The 19649-nt window shown below is 38.4% G+C and carries 15 protein-coding genes; 4 read left to right on the top strand and 11 right to left on the bottom strand.

The genetic code is table 11. The features are described from left to right. Positions 1-26 precede the first annotated feature (26 nt). The 7 genes from ACE1CA_RS09765 to ACE1CA_RS09735 all read right to left on the bottom strand — a co-directional run bounded on the left by ACE1CA_RS09765 (position 27) and on the right by ACE1CA_RS09735 (position 14151). Entirely contained in the window at positions 27-5063 is a 5037-nt protein-coding gene (locus tag ACE1CA_RS09765) for an esterase-like activity of phytase family protein (protein ID WP_413276346.1), read from the bottom strand. 326 nt (positions 5064-5389) lie between these two features. Further along, positions 5390-6535 carry a chemotaxis-specific protein-glutamate methyltransferase CheB gene (gene cheB, locus ACE1CA_RS09760; protein WP_459563566.1) on the bottom strand — a complete coding sequence of 382 codons (1146 nt, stop codon included), beginning with the start codon at positions 6533-6535 and terminating at the stop codon, positions 5390-5392. Between the two features lie 84 nt (positions 6536-6619). Beyond that, complete coding sequence (locus tag ACE1CA_RS09755) at positions 6620-9133, bottom strand: hybrid sensor histidine kinase/response regulator (protein WP_413276345.1); 2514 nt, start codon at positions 9131-9133, stop codon at positions 6620-6622. Between the two features lie 155 nt (positions 9134-9288). Further along, entirely contained in the window at positions 9289-10755 is a 1467-nt protein-coding gene (locus ACE1CA_RS09750; protein ID WP_413276344.1) for a methyl-accepting chemotaxis protein, read from the bottom strand. A 4-nt stretch (positions 10756-10759) separates the two neighbouring features. Further along, positions 10760-11806 (bottom strand): chemotaxis protein CheW, encoded by a 1047-nt coding sequence (locus ACE1CA_RS09745; RefSeq protein ID WP_413276343.1) that lies wholly within the window; start codon positions 11804-11806, stop codon positions 10760-10762. A gap of 220 nt (positions 11807-12026) precedes the next feature. After that, the gene (locus ACE1CA_RS09740; RefSeq protein ID WP_486517734.1) at positions 12027-13670 is read right to left on the bottom strand and encodes a CheR family methyltransferase; all 1644 of its coding nucleotides are present in this window, start codon (positions 13668-13670) and stop codon (positions 12027-12029) included. 184 nt (positions 13671-13854) lie between these two features. Next, on the bottom strand, positions 13855-14151 hold the full coding sequence (locus ACE1CA_RS09735) for a hypothetical protein (RefSeq protein WP_413276341.1): 297 nt from the start codon (positions 14149-14151) through the stop codon (positions 13855-13857). Positions 14152-14395: 244 nt separating this feature from the next. On the opposite strand from ACE1CA_RS09735, the gene ACE1CA_RS09730 reads away from it, so the two are divergent. Then, complete coding sequence (locus tag ACE1CA_RS09730) at positions 14396-14977, top strand: DUF4126 domain-containing protein (RefSeq protein ID WP_413276340.1); 582 nt, start codon at positions 14396-14398, stop codon at positions 14975-14977. A 112-nt stretch (positions 14978-15089) separates the two neighbouring features. On the opposite strand, the gene ACE1CA_RS09725 is transcribed toward ACE1CA_RS09730, so the two are convergent. From ACE1CA_RS09725 to purS, 4 genes are all read right to left on the bottom strand, one after another. Further along, positions 15090-15476, bottom strand: coding sequence for a DUF5362 family protein (locus tag ACE1CA_RS09725; RefSeq protein WP_413276339.1), 387 nt, complete (start codon positions 15474-15476; stop codon positions 15090-15092). Between the two features lie 273 nt (positions 15477-15749). Continuing rightward, positions 15750-16322 (bottom strand): hypothetical protein, encoded by a 573-nt coding sequence (locus ACE1CA_RS09720; RefSeq protein WP_486517733.1) that lies wholly within the window; start codon positions 16320-16322, stop codon positions 15750-15752. Positions 16323-16398: 76 nt separating this feature from the next. Then, positions 16399-17070: a phosphoribosylformylglycinamidine synthase subunit PurQ gene (gene purQ / locus ACE1CA_RS09715; protein WP_413276337.1), complete on the bottom strand. Its 672-nt coding sequence runs from the start codon at positions 17068-17070 to the stop codon at positions 16399-16401. Then, a complete protein-coding gene (gene purS / locus ACE1CA_RS09710) occupies positions 17067-17342 on the bottom strand; it encodes a phosphoribosylformylglycinamidine synthase subunit PurS (protein WP_413276336.1) in 276 nt (91 codons plus the stop codon). The genes purQ and purS overlap by 4 nt, the downstream gene beginning before the upstream one ends. A gap of 145 nt (positions 17343-17487) precedes the next feature. Between purS and ACE1CA_RS09705 the strand changes: the two genes are divergently transcribed. The 3 genes from ACE1CA_RS09705 to ACE1CA_RS09695 all read left to right on the top strand — a co-directional run bounded on the left by ACE1CA_RS09705 (position 17488) and on the right by ACE1CA_RS09695 (position 19546). Then, positions 17488-17916: a Fur family transcriptional regulator gene (locus ACE1CA_RS09705; protein ID WP_413276335.1), complete on the top strand. Its 429-nt coding sequence runs from the start codon at positions 17488-17490 to the stop codon at positions 17914-17916. An 89-nt stretch (positions 17917-18005) separates the two neighbouring features. Next, positions 18006-18551, top strand: a complete 546-nt coding sequence (locus ACE1CA_RS09700) for a Uma2 family endonuclease (RefSeq protein ID WP_413276334.1) — start codon at positions 18006-18008, stop codon at positions 18549-18551. A 92-nt stretch (positions 18552-18643) separates the two neighbouring features. Beyond that, positions 18644-19546: a hypothetical protein gene (locus tag ACE1CA_RS09695; protein WP_413276333.1), complete on the top strand. Its 903-nt coding sequence runs from the start codon at positions 18644-18646 to the stop codon at positions 19544-19546. Positions 19547-19649 lie beyond the last annotated feature (103 nt).

Below are 19649 nucleotides of genomic sequence, written 5' to 3'. Positions count from 1 at the left end.
ACCCACTACCTATTCCCAGCCTCAATCTAAACGATGAAAATTTGACCAGCAGTTAAAGCAGGTGTACCGGATAAAGTAGCGATCGCGATCGGTGTTTGCGATCCTGTACCATCGGGGTCAAAGCTCAACACACCACTAGTTGTGTTGTATAAAAGACCACCAGCATTCAAGCCATCTAGGAATCCAGCCGCACTCAGATAAATTCGATCGTCGCTACTGAAATCGGTAATTGTATCGCCGCCTTCTGCGGGAGAGATGTAGTAGAAAACATCTACACCGCCTCCACCTGTCAGCGTATCTCTACCATTTCCACCTTCGATCACATTGGAGTTGCTATTACCTACCAATCGATCGTTGAAAGCACTGCCAGTAACATTATTCACATTGCTGATATTGCTTTGTTGGGTGTTGGTAGTAACGATGCCTAAAAGTGGTTTCAGGTTGGAATTGTTGGAGGTTAAAATACCTGTGGTCGGGTTCAAAGTTGCGCCACCGATGCCGAAATCGTTGTCATTGACAACAGCGATCGTATTACCATCAACTAAAGTCAAACCTTCAACTTTGGCATCAGCACCCGGATCGTAACCAGCAGCAATTAAATCAACATACAATTGTTTGCCAACTGGTCGAATTCCGGCTGCGGTTAATTCGCTAAGAGTGGCTGTTTCAATTGTTTTACCCGCAGGTAATCTACTTAAATCTGCGGTACTTAAATTTGTGGCTCCATTCAAGTCAATTTGGTAAACTTTCTTGAAAGCTCCCGCACCCGAAAGATCGTCCCGTTCAACTACTAAGAATTTGCCATTACCTAGAGATACAGCATCGCCAATTTTATCGTTAGTTAGACTTTCGAGCCGATAGAGATATTCAGCAGTTGTAGTCTTAGTATTAGGATCGAATTCCAAAATTCTCAGGTTCAAAGAATTGCGAGAATTGCTGTCATTTGCTACATCAGGATTGTCAATGCCACTTTGGATGAAAGCGTAGACTTTGCCATTTTGGAAAGCAACAGCTTCAAAACCTCGGTTGTTACGACGTTGAGCGTAAACGCTGGGTAATGCTTCTACACCTGTGACTACTCCAGAAGCGTTAGCGCCTCTGGGTACATAACGTTCAATTAACTTGCCATTGCTGTCAAAATTTAAGATAGAAGGACGATATTCTTCCACCATCCAATAAGTGCCATTATCAGCGCGAGTAATTCCTTCTAAATCAACTCCAAATGGGTCGCGATCGAGAGTATTTCCAAACACATCTACAGGTACTTCATCGCTGTTAGCCAGTCCAGATGTACCTTGTAAATTCGGCAATCCTGTGAGAGGTTTACCATCTTTATTAGTCAGACCAATTCGTTGGAAATTGGCGATATTTCCTGTGTTTGGATTTACTTCAAATCGCATCCAACTAGGTTGAAAACTAGGTATGGGGAAAGGACGAACGCTAACGCCGTTAATAGTTGTTGGTTCGGCGTTGGGGCCGCGATCGGTATGAGTAATAAACCTCAAGTTACCGTTAGCAGCTTTTCCTTCATAAGTTAATCCAGAAAATCCACCCAAATTAATAGTTTGTCCGGCAGCTGTTTGTGCCAAAGCAGGCAAATTATCGAAGGAAACTGTTGTAGTTTGGTTTGCTTTAGCAATCCCGGTGGCTAAGTTAACATCTACGCCTCTAGCATTTTCGGTGTAGTCAACTGTATTGGAATTACGTCCTTCTCTGTAACCGACATTTAGATAATATTGAAAGCCGCTGCTGTATCTACCTTGGGAAACCAAAAATGCCACATCTGGGTTATCTCGTAAGTAGCCATTGAATTGAGCATTAGGAATCCGACCTTCACTCAATCCAAACCTAATAAAATGAGTTAACGCACTGCTAATTCTGCCTTGAGAAACTGCATCTGCTACATCCTGATAACGCTGAGCATAATAGTCAGCATTAAAATTACTCAAAATGTTATTGAATTGAGTTAATTGTTCCCTTCCTTCTGTGAGCCCATATTGCATCAAGTGTTGCATTCCACTTCTGAAAGCGCCTTGTCTTACTGCTTGAGCAACATCGAGGTTAGCTGCTAGATAAAATTCGTTAAATGTGGCGTAACTGGCACTAGAAGCACGTCCTTCTGCTAAACCTGCTTTGATGTAATGTTCGAGCGAACTTTTGTATCTCCCTGCTTGAACTTCCGCAGCCACATCCGAATTGTTAGCCAGATAATAACTATCACTAAAAAACTGTTGGAATTCGTTACTAACGCTGCGCTGTTCTTTGTAGCCAAATTGCAGAAAGTGAGCGAATCCACTTTTAAATGTACCGCTAGTAACTGCCCTGGCAATGTCGGGATTTTCTGATAGATAACCCAAGGCAAATAGGGAACTGGGATTGCGTCCTTCGTCGATGCCAAATTGCGCGAAATGATCGAAGGCGCTTTTAAACAAACCTTTAGCTACTCCATCAGCAACATCTGAGTAAGTTGCTAGATAATATTTCGCGTCAAATAGTCCTTGGAAAGATCGATCGGTACTTAATCCCGCTGGTACAGCGCCGATTCCAACTCGCGCATCTACATTCAGAGGTCTATCTAATTGCAGTAGCAAAAATTCGTTTTGATCTGGCGCTGGTGGACGACCAGCACCACCTCTGTAGTTATTGTCATTGGCAACTAAAATCGTATTGCGGTCAACTACCAAAACATCTTCGATCGTGACAAAAGGAAAGCGAAAAGTTCTGCTACCATCGCGATTCAAATCGTTTGGATCTTGGATATTTAGTAAGTCGGCTACTTCTTCTTTAGCTACATAGCCATTTGCATCTTTGCGCGACAGATCGATTTTGTAAATTTTCTTGAGTCGCGCTGCATCTCCTTGATTTTGATCGCGTTCAATGACGAGGTATTCGTTTTCATTAATAACGGTGAAATCTCCGATCGAATTACCTGCCGCTTCCATGCGATAGAATCCGACACTTCCTCGGAATTGATTCTTTTCTAAATCAAAGGAATTAATCCGTAGAGCATCTTGGGGATCGCCAGTTACCGGGCCTTCTAAAAGCGCGTATAATTTAGTTTTTTGGGGATTGATTGCTAATCCTTCGTAACCTCTGGAACGTCCGAGATTAGCTGTTGCTCTGCCAGCTAATACATCAGGATTGTCAGGCGATCGTACTACATCTGTCACTAACAAATCTTGGCGTTCGTTAACCGCAGTATCAGAAAAATCGCTAAATAATCCATCTACACCCAGCCGATAAAACTGGTCGTATTCTGCATCTGGATTACCGTTATAATTTGCTGCTAAATAAACAGGTTCATTGCGGAAAGTGTAAGGATGAACGAGTAAACCTGCGGCATGAGCGTCTTGGACTAAAGTAGTAGGAGGTAATGTCTGATTGTTAGCATCAACTGACACGATCATCCGCTTCCAAGGGCCAATTCCATCGGCATAAGTAGCAATTTCTGCTAATCCTTGTGGAGTTCTTAAATCCCCATAAGTGCGGGGGTCGCCACTGACGACAAAATCGTAAGGTTTGGTTTCAATTAATCTGCCATCTGGCCCAACATCGATCGCGTCAAGTAACTGAACTAAAGGTACTTGAGTTTTCGTTCTCAAGTATTTTAGATTGGCTACTTCAAACGACTGAATATATACAGGTGCATCTGGCCCGATGTAACCGTTTTTGTTGAGAATATCTACTAGGCGGTCTTCTAGAGGCAAGCCAATAGATTGAAAGAAAGTTGGGTGTTTTGTTTCTGGATAAATCCCGATCGTTCTGCCAGTTTCCGCACTCTTGCGTTTAGCTAAATCAATTACTTCTTGAAGTGTGGGAATTTGGAACTGTCCGTTAAAACTTTGGTCGCGGAAAGATAATCTTTCTTTCGCTCTTAAAGTCTTCAATTCTGCCAGGGTAAAATCTTCAGCAAACCAACCTGTTATTGATTGACCATCTACTACTTTTGTGGTTCTCCGATTGGCGAATTCTGGACGATCGGCAACATCGGTAGTCCCAGTAATATCATTTTCATGGCGGGCTATTAAAACACCATCTTTGGTAATCACCAAATCTGGTTCAATATAATCGGCCCCCATGTCAATAGCTAATTCGTAAGCTGCCAAAGTATGCTCTGGACGATAACCGCTTGCGCCTCGGTGTCCGATGACAATTGGTATTTCCCCAGTTAAAGAATTGACTCGCTCAAATTTTGGTGTAGCAATGGGCGCTTCTAATAGTTTGCCAGTGCGATCGAAGTGCAACAAATACGGCCCAAACTCTTCACCGATCCAAATCGTGCCATCTTTGTCAAAAACAAAAGATTCAATATCAAAATCAGCACCAGTTAATAACCGCTGTGGCGTATTTTCATTAACTATTGAGAAGGGAATTTTTCTATCCGGGTCGGAGAGGGAAATAAACTCCTCAACGTTAACCGATCCATTACCATTTCCCACACCCCTAAATCCAGGATCGAGACGATAAATTCGTAATAGATAATCAGGACTATTTGCCTTAGATCCAAAACCATTATCTGGCATAAACCAGTAGGAATCTCGATCGGCAAATTGTACTCCACTAAATCCCTGTACTGGTTGGGCGGCGAAGGGACCTCCTAAACCGGATGCTTGCGCTCCTGATGGTGGGCCACCAGCAAATGTATCGGCGGGTAAAAGTGCAAATCCTTTCAGTTCTGTCATAGTTTTTGGTTGAAGATTAATTGCGTTTCCTTGTACTGTTTCAGTAGAATTCACACCCAACAATTGATTAATTGTGGGTGCAACATCGATATTGCGAACCTGTGACAAATTTAATTTACCAATATCTGGTCCTGCTGCATAAAAAATTGCCTTCATTTCATTTAATGTCGGGTCATAACCATGAGCGCCATAAAAGTTAGGAACCGAGAAAATTGGGTTACTGTTAGCAGGGTCATCTTTACGTTGTACTACTGGTGTTTGAGTTCCATCGAAGTTATATCCTAATTTGAGTAATGCAAAAACATCGCCACTATCTTGACCAATAAATTCGTTATTGGCGTTGATAATGTCTGCGGTTGTAGGATTGGCTTTATTAAGCACGCTTGAATTTAGCTGTTAAAGGTTAAAAAGCACGTACATTTTGTTAAAGATCCGGTTAAGAGATAATTTTTATTCTTTCTAATTACTTTAACTTTTATGAACCGTTTTTTTATTAAAAAATAATTAGATTTATTAATTTATTGTAATTTGCAAATAAAAGGACAAAGTTATGCTATTGGTGAATTGATAAGCTGTTCCGCATTTAAATTGGATTGTTTGGAAACAGAAGAAAATTCGTCTAATTCTCTCCCCTGCCCCCCTGCCCCCCTGCTCCCCTGCAATCTTAATAAGTGATTTAAATGCGTGACAGCTTACTATACCAGTTATTACCAGTTTGTAATTTTCACTTGCTTAAGTAACATTCCGGCAATTTCATTAACTGGGAGAATATGTTTTGCAGCACCTAAAGCGATCGCTTCTTTTGGCATTCCAAACACTACACAACTAGCTTCATTTTGAGCGATAGTTATGCCTCCTGCTTGGGCGATCGCTAACATTCCATCAGCACCATCACGACCCATACCTGTTAACAAAACCGCAATATTTGCTGCGCCATAACATTTAGCTACAGAAGCAAAAGTAACGGTGACTGAAGGACGATGACCAGAAACAGGCGACGAATTAGTACAGAGAAATCTGCCGAAATTATCTAATTCTAAATGTCTACCTTCAGGAGGAAAATAAATGACTCCAGGTTGCGGTATTTCGCCAAACTTAGCAATTTTTACTGGTAGCTGACATTCCGATTCTAACCAATCTACTAAACCCTGCAAAAATCCCTCACTTATATGTTGTACGCAAAGGATTGGTAAGGGAAAATTTATCGGTAATTGAGAGAGAATAGTATTGAGTGCTTGTGGGCCTCCAGTAGAAGCACCAATAGAAACAATTTTAGGTTTTGAACTATGCTTTTGAGATAACAAATTAATTGCTGGAGGTTGAGAATTAGGAAGGTTTGTTTTAGTTTCCGACTTAAATGGTTGACGATTTGTTATTACGGTGCGCGTAGTGCGATCGACTGGTATTGTAAGATTACTATTGCGTCGATATCTAGTAAATACAGTCACACCAGAAAGAATTTTAATTTTGCTAATTAACTCCTGTTTTAGCAATTCATATTCTTCAATCGACGGAGAGCGAGGTTTAGGAAACACATCAACCGCACCTGCATTCAGCATTTTAAAAATAGTTTGAGTATCTTCTGCTTGCACAGAAGCACTAATTACCAAAATTGGTCTAGGAAAGCGCATCATTACTTCTTCAGTAAATTCTAACCCATTCATTTGTGGCATATGGTAATCCGTACAAATGACCTGTGGTTGAAGTTTAGGAATTAATTCTAAAGCTTCTCGACCATGACGAGCAGTTCCGACAACTTCAATATCTGGAGATGCGGCTAAAATGCGTTTTAGGATTACTAAAGCTACGGGCGAATCTTCAACTAATAAAACTCTAATTGGCATTTTGTTCATTTGTCATTTATCATTCGTCATTCATCATTTGTCATTTGTTATTCGTCTTTTTACTCATGACTAATCACCGATGACTAACGACTATTAAACGAGTCTTCTGAGAGTATCTAATAACACCTGTTGGTTAAAAGTGCCTTTGGTAATATAGGCATTAGCACCTGCTTCTGCACCCCTTTTTTTATCTTCATCGCTGGCTAAGGAAGTTACTAAAATAATTGGTATTTCGCTATATTCTTTATGTTGGCGAATTTTAGCGGCAAGCGATAAACCATCTAAATTCGGCATTTGAATGTCAGAGACTATAGCATCATAAGAGCGAGATTTTAATTTACTAAGTGCATCCATGCCATCTACAGCAGTTACGACTTCATAACCTGCTCCTTCTAGGATACGTTTTTCTTGGGTACGAATGGCGATCGAATCTTCTACCAACAAAATTACTTGTTTCCGCTCAGTTGTAGGTAGAGATTTTACAACTCGTCTCGCAACTTTTGACACCGCTTGCTTACGCACAGATTTAATCAAATCTTGAGGATTTAACACCATACAAACTTCCCCAGTACCCAAAATAGTTGCTCCAGAAACATTCCGCACCCGCTTGAGCAATTTACCTTGAGGTTTGAGCATGACATCCTGTTCGTCCAGCAATGCGTCTACAATTAATCCCAAAGTAGCATCTCCTACTTTAATAATGATACAAGGCAAATGTTGTGAATTTGTCGTTGCGTACTGAAGCGGAAGCGTTCCCCATCCCTGCTGATGATTTATTTCTAATAAATCAGCTAAATGAGTCACAGAAATAGGTTGAGAATCTACAACAATTGTATCTTGACCTTCTATAGGAAAAATATCTTCCTGTGTAATTAACCGCGCCATCATCACATATTCCACAGGAATTGCATAAGAAATATTATCGACTGAAACAATTAATACGTGCGCTGTCGCTAAAGTTGTGGGTAACAACATCCGAATTGTACAACCCATGCCGAAATTAGATTCAACTTGGATATTGCCTTTCAAATGTTCTACATTAGTCCGCGCCACATCTAAACCTACACCCCTACCTGAAACTTCAGTAACAAAAGTTCGAGTAGAAAATCCGGGTGTAAAAATTAAAGATTGAATTTGGGATGGTGTCATTGTACTTAGTTCTTCTTCCCGACAAACACGCCGTTTTAATGCTGTTTGTTTGATTTTTTCCAAATCTAATCCGCTACCATCATCGATAACTTCTATTACTACGTTAGTAGTTGTTTGTTTAGCTCGCAATATAATAGTTCCTTGAGGAGACTTACCGAGACGACATCTTTCTTCTACAGTTTCTATTCCGTGATCGACACAATTACGAATCATGTGCATCAAAGGGTCTTTCATTTCTTCAATGATGCGTTTATCGGCTTTAGTTTCGCCTCCTTCAATAATAAAATTAATTTCTTTACCTTGTTGTTTAGCTAAGTCGCGTACCATGCGCGGAAATAAATTAAAAATAGTCGCTAATGGTAACAGTCGCAGAGTTCTAATTCCATCAGAAAGTTCATCAGAAATTACTTCTAATCTTTGGACATCTTCATAAAGGGAACTGCGTAATTTCTTAACTAACGTTCCCAGTCTCTCTAGAAATTTTTCTGTAGATTGAGATAAGTCTTTTCTCAGTACTAAATCAGAACTTTTCGGCAAAGAGAATAGAGAAGCAGCAGAAGAGAAAAATGCTATTGATGCTGATTCTGTTTTGATTGTTATTCTCGAAGTTTGGGAGCGAATGCGACTATATTCTTCACATAAGTTAGCGATTTCTTCAATTTCTGCTAGTCGATGATTAACCCGAATTTTGGTGACTGTAAGTTCACCTGCTTGAGTCATTAGGGAGTCTAAATGGCGAGTTTCTACTCTAACGCTTTCAATTCGGTAAGTTTGTTCGGTGGAGGTTTTGTTAGTTGTTTCTTTTAGTGATTCTGGAGAGTTTTCTGAAATTGAAGAAATGGTAAAATTTATTTTTTTTATTTCTTTGCTGGTAACTGCATCAGATGTAAGATTTGGGGTGTTAACGTTTGGTGGATCTTCTACTTCTGGGTAAATTATTTCTACATCAGTTGCAGTAATTGTAGTTTCTGACTCTGGTAAATTTTCTCTTATTTGCTGTACAGATAAGGGTTCTTCTTCGTTAGTTTCTGCTTCTGATAATGGATGATTTTCTGTTGTATTAGGAGAAGTTTCTGGGCTATTTCCTCCCATCATGTATGCTAAAACATGAAAGGCATCGATGTGCGCTGGAGTACCTTCAACTGCTTCGGCTATTAATTGGCTAATGGCATCTAATCCTTGATAAAGTCGATCGCTAACATCAGGCGATAATTCTGCTTCATCTCGCTTGATTGTACCTAAAATATGCTCTAATTGATGGGCAAGAGTGGAAATATCTTTTAATCCCAACATTCCAGCATCGCCTTTGAGACTATGTGCTTCCCGCATAAGTTCTTCTAAATTTGCGCGATCGTGCGGATTTTTTTCTAATTTTAATAACCCCTCTTCTAATTTTTGTAAATGTTCCTCACTGGCTGATTTAAAAATAATTCTCAGTTCTTCATCATCGATAAACATTATTATTTCTCCTTTGCCATTGCTTGACCCGATCGATTTTAAAACATTAATTGGGTAAAGTATTTCTACTTGTAATTTTGTTCATTTTCCGCCAAATAGTCCGATCGCTTAGTCTAAGTTTAGGATGCCCTTTTTCAGCATAAATGTATCAACTATTAGACAACTGATTTAAGATTTACAGCAACTTCGTTGAGTTTTTGGGTACCTAGTTTAGTTTGGCTGATTCCACTGGCGTTTTGCATCGCAGCTGTACTTAACGAATTCATTGCTGAGGCTACTTGTTGAATGGCTGTAGCTTGCTGTTTGACGTTCAAGGAGATTTGTTGACTACTTTCATAAACGTTGCTGATTTCTGCCATGATGCTAGCAAAAGCATCGGCTGTTTTTTGAGCAATTAATTCTCCTTGTTCGGCGCTTTTAGTGCCTTCTTTAGTAACAATTACTGTGGAGTTAATGGCATTTTTAATATCATTCACTAAACCATTTATTTTTTCAGCAGATTGTTTACTAGCATCGGCTAATTTGCGAATTTCACTAGCCACAACTCCAAAACCTTTACCATGTTCGCCAGCACGCACGGCTTCTACTGCGGCGTTTAAAGCTAACATATTTGTTTGGTTGGCTAATTCGCTAACTAAGGTAGAAATGTTACCTATTTGGTTGGTTTGTTCGCTTAAGTTGAGAATTTGATTGGCGATCGCTTCTACTTTTTGTTTCAAACTTGCCATTTCTTGCAAAGAAAGTTCTACCGCAGAACTTCCTTCTTCAGCTTTTTCTAAAGCTTCTTGTGCGCCTTTGGCTGACATTTCCGCTTGTTCGGCTGATTGACGAGAAGATACGCCTAATTCATCAATAGTGGTGGTAGTTTGATGAACTGCGGAAGCTTGCTGAGAAGCGGCGCGTTCTTGTTCTTCTATGGTGGCAGCAATTTCTGTGGAGGAAGAAGCGATCGCACTAACGCTTTCATTAATTGCTTGAGTAATTCGAGAAGCAATCCATAAACCGATCGGAATACCTAAAGCAATAGATAATAATGTCCCTATAATTACTACTAAATTTAGCGTGTTTAACGCATCTTTAGTTTCTTGATTTTTTTGTTGTTGAATCAATCTTTCATCTTTCACAAATGCTTGTAATTCTTGCTCAATTTCCCGATTTAATTCTTGCCGACTTAAGGAATTATAATTTCGTAATGCTTCTGTTAACCTGCCAGTTCTTGCTAAATCGATCAAGTTTCTATTAAATTCAATTGACTGTTTTCCTAGTGTAATGACTTGTGTTAAACGCTGTCTTTGTTTAGCCACTTCTACTTTTTCTTGCAAGTATTCTGTTGCTTTATTAAATGAGGTTTCTGCTTCCTGAAAGCTGGTAATGTTTTGCGATTCCGGTTTTAATAATTGTCCTCTACCTGCTCTTTGAATCCTCGCTAAACTCAAAGCGAATCCATCTATGTTTCTCACAAGTTCATAACCCAAAACTTCCCTTTTATTTTGTTCCTCTACTTTGGTTACATTGTAGTAAACTAGACCTGCGATCGTAATTGAAAACAGTAAAGGTACAGAATACCCTAAAATAATCCTGTCTTTTAGCTTTAAATTACCAAACATATTGTCAAATTTCATAATCCTACACTTCCTCATTTACAATTAAATCACCTTGCTGAAAAACTTTAGCTAAATCCAAAATACTCATCATTTTTTCACAGTACTTAGCTGTACCTCGTAAATATTCACTATTTGCAGAATGCACCGCTGTCGGTACAGGTAAAATTTGCAACGGTTGCAAATACATCACATCAAACACTTCATCAACTGTCACCCCCGCAATTAAATCTTCAATTTTAATAATCATAACCTTAATATTAGCTTTATTTTCTATTTCTAATATTGGCATATTCAACACAGTACGAATATCAACTAATGTCAAAATTTCCCCTCGTAAATTCATATTACCAATAATATGCGGAGGACAACAGGGAACTGGTGTAACTTGACGAATATCAGTAAATTCTCGCACAATAGCTAAATCAATTCCAAAATATTCATTATTTAATCCCACCACAGCTAAAGGAATTAATCCAGTAAAATCTTCTTTTTGAGTTGGTAGTCTTAAATTATCTGCACGTTCCTTTAAAATAGCTTTTTCTTCGGGTGTTGCTTGTGGACAAAATAGCAATGTTTTTTTGATTAATTTGTCAATTAATTCTCCTTTTTCTAAATTTATTTTTGGTTCAAACTCTGGGAAATAACCAAGTATTTTTTCATGATTCAGTAACATGATAATATCGGCATCTACTTTGCCAATACCAGCTATAAAATGCGAAGCGCTTACATTCAAATCCCGATCGTAGAATAGCTCGATCGCCTTTTCTTGCAGAGAAATATTATGTACTTCCAGGACTTGATTCACAATAATTCCTACACGAGATTCTTGCCATTCTAAAACAATTATACTATCTGTTAAACTATAGTCTAATTGCTCATAGCCAAAGCGAATATTTAAGTCTAATACTGATAGAATATCCCCACGTAAATTCACCACACCAACAGTATCAGCTGGTACTTCAGCTATTGGTGTCAGATTAGGTAAAGAGAAAATTTCTTGTACGCAAAATGCTTCTACTCCATAGAGCGAACTGTTTATTCTAAATATCAGGTAAGGTTTATTAGTCATTGTTAACCTATTTGTATTTTTGCTAAATTTCTGAAATAAAAGTTCGATTTTAAACCCAATATAACTTTACAATTTGCCAACCACAAGAAATAGTTTTCCTAGTAGCTGTTAGTGCAGAAGCTCAACAACTGCTACTTATTTCTATTTCTACTTTAATCAATAATTGAACTTACTTATTATGCCAGCAGATCTCAGCTAATTGATTATTGATTAATTTTTCTTACAATAATTTCTTAACGTATTCTACCAACTCGCCAGCAGTTACGGAACTTTGCTGCTCCACTATAGCTGAGGATGGTAGCTGTTTGAGCAGTTCTAAAGCAGTTGCTAACATTTTTTTGGCTCTATTAGTATTTCCCTCTTTGTCATAAATAGCGGCAAGTTCTAAGTATGCTGAAATAGAAGAAGGTGCTAAATAAATAATTCTTTTGAAAAATAATTTTGCTTTTTCTAGGTCTTGCTTTTCTTCAGCAATTTGCGCTAATAAATAATAGGGTTGTACTGCTAAAGAGTCTATTGCGATCGCTTTCTGACAGTAGTAAACAGCTTGATTATGTTGTCCTAAGTTCGCATAAGCTTGCGCGAGTAAGTAATAAGCTGCAAAATGTTGAGGATGACAAGCAATTATTTGTTCAGCTTTGTTAATTGCTTGCATATAAGCTTCTTCTTGAAAAAGTATTTCTGCTTCTTCGAGCAAATTACTCGATGAATTTTCATTAAGAGAATTAGCTATATTTTTAGTGGCGATTTCTGTTGGTTTTGCGATCGCAGACTCTCCATAACGAAGTTCACCATGAGAAGATTTTGTTTGGTGTAGTAATTCTTTTACTACCGTAGGTTTCTCTGAATCTTTTGCTATTTCACTCTTAAATACTTGACTACGATGAGAACGGTATCGTTTATGTAAATCGGTTTTTCCTACCTCAGACTGCACGAAATTATTTGACTCTAATTGCTTACCTTGTCTTCGTTGATAAATTACTGATTCTGGTAATATATTAACTTGGAATTCTCCCATATCCTGACTATAAAGTTCAGTGTGTGCTGTCATTAAGTAACCACCAGGAACTAAGGTATTGTAAAATTTTTCAACTACTTTTGTAATAGCTTGGTGTTCAAAATAAACAAATACATTTCGACAGAGAATCAAATCCATATCATGAATCTCTGTATTATAGTTGGGGAAATTATCAGTTAATAAATTTCCCTGTTGTAACTTCACCATTTGACGAATGCGATCGTCAATTTGCCATTCGTTTTGTCGCTGTTGAAAATAATCTATTTGTAAATGAGGATCTACTAACCGAAAAGACCAAGGATTATAAATTCCTTGTTTGGCTTTCTCAATAGCTTTATAATTAATATCTGTTCCTATAACTAAGATATTCCAATTATCTAAGTCAGGAATCAATTCTTTAATTAAAATAGCTAAAGAATAAGGTTCTTCGCCTGTAGAACAGCCAGCACTCCAAACCCTAAGAGATTTTTTGTGATTATTTATTTTCTCTGAGCTTTGTTGTTTGGCGGCAATGATTTCTGGTAGAATTTTGGTTCTAAGCAGAGTAAATTGCCCTCGATCGCGAAAAAAGTAACTTTCTCCCGTAGTCAGCAAGCATACTAACTCTTTCCATTCCTGTTCCGCCGACCAATTTCCTACTTTAGTTTGAGAATTTCTAGTCTCTAAAAATAGATAATAGTCTTCAGGATTAGGGATTCGCAATAACTTTATCCTTTGCCAAATTTTCTTAGTTAATGTATTTTTATCCTCCTCCCTAATATGCAAACCTATATTTCTGGAAATTAATTGGATAAAACAATTGATTAACGCCTCATTCATTAAATTTACTCTTGGGGCAGCGAACATGATTTATTTTATACTGTAAATTAGACTAGTATAGTCAAAAATCTGGCAAATCAAATAGCTCTTTTTAAATTATTAACCAAAATAGATGCACTTTCCTATTTTACTATTGATTTCAATTAATGGCTATTACTAAAACTGGGAGATAAAATTGAGTTTAGTTCTCCCAGCTAGAATTGAATAAATTTTAGCGTTCTTCTACATACATCTCCGGCTCGATCGCAAAGTTATCGAGTCGTCCAGATTCATCAATCACATAACCAGCAGCGGTGTCTAAATCACTACCTTCTTCTTGCTCTCTAAATGCTTCTAATTGCTCGATGTTCTGCTCTACATCAACATTAGAAGGTATTTCCGCATCTGGTGGATTAACATTCGTATTTTGTGCAGTTTGTACGCCGTAATGATTGTTACCAGGTGCGCCTCTTCCAGGTTCAGCTTCTTTGGGATCTTCTGGCATTGTAGGATTAGGTTGGTTAGTCATAGATTGTATCCTCTGTTTCATTATTTCTATGAACTTAGCCAATTTAGGATCGCTGTTTACTCTTTCTATTGGATTAAATTATTAAGTAAAAAGGAAGAGATTGCTGCGATCGATTTAGCAGAAACAAAGTAATTTCTTCAATAATTTTCCAGGATAATTCCACCAACAGTTAGATGTAAAGTACCCCTGAATTTTGCCAAATTTAATAAAAGGCGATGGATAATTAATTTTTCAGGAAAAATCTATGGATATTTTGTTAGGAATTTGTTTAGGAATCAGTTTAAGTGCTGCTTGTGGTTTTCGGGTATTTGTGCCACCTTTAGCGATGAGTATTGCTGCTTTGACAGGAGTTTGGACACCTGGATCTGGGTTTGAGTGGATTGGTAGTTATGAAGCTTTAATAGCATTTTTTATTGCTACTTTAATCGAAGTTACTGCCTATTATATTCCTTGGTTAGATCATTTTTTAGATGCTTTAGCAACACCAGTTGCCGTAGCGACAGGGACAATTATTACTGCTTCGATGTTTACTCATTTTGACCCTGTACTTCAGTGGACTGTAGCTGCGATCGCAGGTGGAGGTTCTGCTGCTATTGTAGAAGGAATTACTAATATTACTCGCTTATTTTCCACTACTACAACTGGCGGTTTGGCAAATCCAGTTTTAGCGACATTTGAAACAGCAACTTCGGTAGTTTTGTCAATTTTAGGAATTTTGTTGCCGATATTTACTGCTATTTTGTTAGCTATGTTGTTAGGAGTCGCTGTAAACAAGATTTGGCAAATGCGTGGCATAGAACAGCAAAGTGTGACAACCACAGAGTAAAGTTTTGAGAATTGAAAGTCAGAATCCAGGAAGTTAAAAATTTTCACTATCCGTATTCTGACTTTCAAAAAATACTTGTTTGACCTCATTTCAATTGGTAATTATTAACACGCTATCTACTGACAGTAGCTAGTCCGAAAATCAAAGTAAACACTAATGCGATCGCAATAAACACCAAAGCAATGATTAACAACCAATATTGCAAAGTGTAAAGTTTTCGCAACTCACCCAACGCACCCATCAAATTTTCGATGTCATTTCCAGTAGTTTCAACAATGCGTCGGAAAGCTGAAGCAGCATTGTTAGTCCAAACGCCGATTAAGATGTAAACAATTCCATTGATGATACTACCTACGCCTACTCGCAGGTTGAGTAGTCCGCCAATCACGCCTAGAACACCACCAGCGATCAGAAAGTAAGCTACAAAGCGCATTTTATCAGCTAAATTCTTGATCAGTTCGTTCTGGGAACTACTAAATTCGTATTCGCGAGATTCCATTTCTTACCCCTCAGATAATAATTATCAAAATTTTACGGCATTTTTGGCTGTTAGGGGGTGAGGAGGAGGAATTTAGCGATCGTCAAATTTCTTAATTAAGTTTTTATGCTATTACAAAGGCGGTTAACCCAGCAGTAAAACAAACATCAGTAGAAATTGCTAAGAGATTAATTGATGTAGGGTTAGATGACCAAACTATCAGTCAAACAACAGGATTAAATTTGGAGGAAGTGCGAAATTTAAGAGTTAACTAAATCCTCTAAGATTCTCTTCTTACTTCTGAATTAGGGTAATCTCTGTTCCCACGAGCGTTTCTCGATCGCTATTTTCAATTACAAAAACTCTATATTTAGTACCAGGAGTTTTTGAGGTTTGAAATGAAACATTAACCTCAAAATTACCATCATCGTCAGTCATTGTTTCTGTTTCCAGCAATATCTCATCATCACCAATGGGAATTAAGTTGCCCAACAATTCAAGGTTAGTAGTAATTCTACAATAAATACTAACATTAGGATTTGCTTGACCAACAATTGTGAATTGATTACCAACTATGCGATCGCCATTTTCATGACTGAGGAAAACCGGGCAAGGATAAAGGTAACTTAGATAAGCATTAGCTGTTGTATTAAGGGGATCGAACCAACGTGCTACCAGAAAATCTTTAAATATTGTATCATTATTTTTATCTTCATCTTCGCTTAAACTAAATTTCTGCTCCGCGTGTCGAGCTATTTTAATAGCTTGAATTTGACACAAAATTATTTGCCAAATCATTTTATTTTTTGGTACAGACAAAAACAAAAAGAATGCGAATACTAGCAAAATTATGTTAGGTGGCATCACATTTGATTCCTCAACTTTGAATATTACAATAATTAAATCAAAAACCCAGTTTTTGAGAAAAACCGGGTTTTTAACCTTATACTCCCACCACTACTTTCAACAAACCTTCAAACAACTTAAATCCATCGGTTCCACCTAACATTTTATCCGATGCCCTTTCCGGGTGCGGCATCATTCCCAGCACATTTCCTTTGTCATTGCAAATACCTGCAATATTATTTAAAGAACCGTTGGGATTTTCACCTTCGTAGCGGAACAACACTTGACCGTTATCTTCTAAACGTGCCAAAGTATCGGCATCGGCGTAGTAATTTCCTTCTCCGTGCGCGATCGGCAAAGTAATCACTTCTCCTTTTTGATAAAGTTGTGTCCAAGTTGTATCTGTGCGTTCCACGCGCAAAGGAACGCGATCGCAAATAAAATGCAAATCTCGATTTCTCACCAACGCCCCAGGTAACAAACCCGCCTCAGTTAACACTTGGAAACCATTGCAAATTCCTAAGACTAACTTGCCTTTGTTTGCGTGTTCAACAGTAGCTTGCATTACTGGGGAGAAGCGTGCGATCGCCCCACAACGCAAATAATCCCCGTAGCTGAAACCGCCCGGAATTATCACCACATCTAAATCCGAGATATCCGTTTCTTCATGCCAAACCATTCTCGTTGGTTGTTTGAGCAAATCGCGAGTTACATAGAGGACATCACGATCGCAATTTGAACCCGGAAAAACTAACACCCCAAACTTCATACCTTCGCCTCCGCAGGAGTAGAAACCTCAGTTAACTCAAAGCAATAATTTTCAATCACTACGTTTGCCAATAAGCGATCGCAAATTATATCAAGCTGCTGTTTCGCAGCATCTTCCGACTCAGCAGTGATAGTTAGTTCAATGTACTTTCCGATACGCACCTGTTCCACATTCTCATAACCCAGATGCTTTAACCCCGACTGTACCGCTACACCAGCAGGGTCTAAAACCGACGATCGCAGAGTAACATAGATGCGAGCATGATATTTCATTATCCTATCCTCACCGATAATAGTTAATGTACCAGCTTTTTTATTTTAGAGTGGTACTCGACTCCCGATGGTTAATCAAATAACTAAGGTATTTGAGATAGCGTAGAAAAAAGGTATAGATCTGGTTAAAACTGGGATTATCAGAATGAAAACACAACATACACGCAGCCAAAAAAGAATATTAAATTTTCTCCAAAGTGTCAACCGAGCAATTTCTGCCCAGGATATCTATGTAGAATTGCGAAACCAGAACCAAGGCATGAGCTTGGCTACAGTTTACCGTGCTTTAGAAGCTTTAAAACGAGAAGGCGCACTTCAGGTACGAATGTTATCAAACGGCGAATCGCTTTATAGCTGTGTTCACCAAGACAAACACCATCTCACCTGTTTAGAGTGTGGCACATCTATTTCCTTAGATGAATGTCCAGTTCAACAATTAGAAACTCAATTGCACAACTCTTACAAATTTAAAATTTTCTATCACACATTAGAGTTTTTTGGACTTTGCAACATTTGTCAAGCGGGGCAAGCTAACATCGACAGTGAGAATCATCTCGGTTTAGATCGTGCTTAGGATCGTAAAAACAACATTTACAAGTTGCTACCAAAACAAAAAAGCGGTAGAAAATGTATAGATAAAATTCGATCGCCAAAGGAGTTTCTATGTCCTCTTTAACAATTAAAGACTTAGAGAAACTACAAGCAGAACACCCTGATTATCGCATGGAACTAGTTGACGGGAATATCATTGTTATGAGTCCATCAGGTTATGAATCAGATGAAGTAGCAACCGAGGCAGCAAGACTGCTGGGTAACTGGGTAAAACCGCGCAAGCTAGGGCGAGTAACTGGTTCTAGTGCTGGTTTTAATCTACCTAATTCAGACCTTCGCGCCCCCGATGTGTCTTTTGTTTTAGCAGAAAGATTACGGAAAAGTCCTCGTTCTTTTGCTGAATTAGCTCCTGATTTAATGGTAGAGGTAAAATCTCCTAGCGATCGTCTCAAATCTTTAAGAAAGAAGATCGAAGATTTTCTAAGTTTGGGAACAAGAATTGGCATTTTAATTAATCCAGAAAAGCATATAGTTGAAGTATATCGATTAGGTCAAGATGTGGTAATTTTGGGTGATGGTGATGTTTTAACTATTCCTGATTTATTACCTGGTTGGGAGTTAGCAATATCTGATTTATGGTCGCCGGAATTTGAGTAAGTGTGAAAAAGCAAAGAGTTGGATTAAAAAGGGTAACAGCACATGATAAAATATTTAATAAATAGGGCAGTTTTCCACAAAATCTACACCCAATGACCCGATTTATTCATGACCAATTTGCCAAAGATTACTTAGAGAAATTACTAACACCTTACGGCGTAGTTCAAGCACCTCGCAGAGTAGCTGGAGAAGTCAGAGAAATTGATGTTTGGTTTGCTCCCAGTGAGCAGCAAGACTTACCTCCAGAAGCTTTGGGTTTACTAGGAAGATTGGCAACTAGTATCTCGATTTTTGAGCCATATCGCAACGCAGCAAGCGACGAAGAAATAGGCGATTGTTTGTTAAAAATATTAGAAGTTAGAGGTGAATTGCGCCGAGAAGCGAATCGAAATAACACTCGATTACAGGAATCAGACTTACCAAAATTATGGATTATTACCCCGACAGCATCAAACAATCTGTTATTCCAATTTGGAGCAATTCCTAATCAAAATTGGGTAACAGGGATCTATTTTATGCCATCCTATTTTCGGAGTGCAATTATCGCAGTTCACCAATTACCCCTTACCACAGACACGCTATGGTTAAGAATTCTCGGTAAAGGAAACGTGCAAAAACAGGCAATTGATGACTTAGAAAAACTTACAGTTAATAACCCATATCGTGCAGCGGCGTTAGAATTGTTATACAACTTGCAACGAAACTTGCAAGCAAATCAAGTTCAAGACGAAGAAGATCAAGAGTTAATTATGAGATTAGCACCCCTTTATCAGCAAGAGCGAGAACAAGCAATGCAGCAAGGAATTCAGCAAGGAGAGCGCTTGGTGGTGGAGAACTTGTTGCAAGTACGCTTTGGTTCTTTAGATGCAGAACTTTCATCTGCGATCGATCGCCTATTATCATTACAACCAGAAGAGTTAAGCACAATCTTGCTGCAATTATCTAATTTATCCCGTGAGGAACTTATTGCTAGATTTGCACAAGATAATTCCTAAATTCAAATATCTTATGGCGATTGAAATCGCTACTACACAAACAAAGTCCGCCTACGCGGACTAAAGAATAACGGGCGTATTTAAGCCGGATTTGACATAACAC

This window comes from Floridaenema evergladense BLCC-F167 (assembly GCF_041929205.2).
Lineage (GTDB): Bacteria > Cyanobacteriota > Cyanobacteriia > Cyanobacteriales > Aerosakkonemataceae > Floridanema > Floridanema evergladense.
The sequence above is the reverse complement of the archived record's forward strand: the minus strand, read 5'-3'. Positions and strand labels throughout refer to the sequence as shown.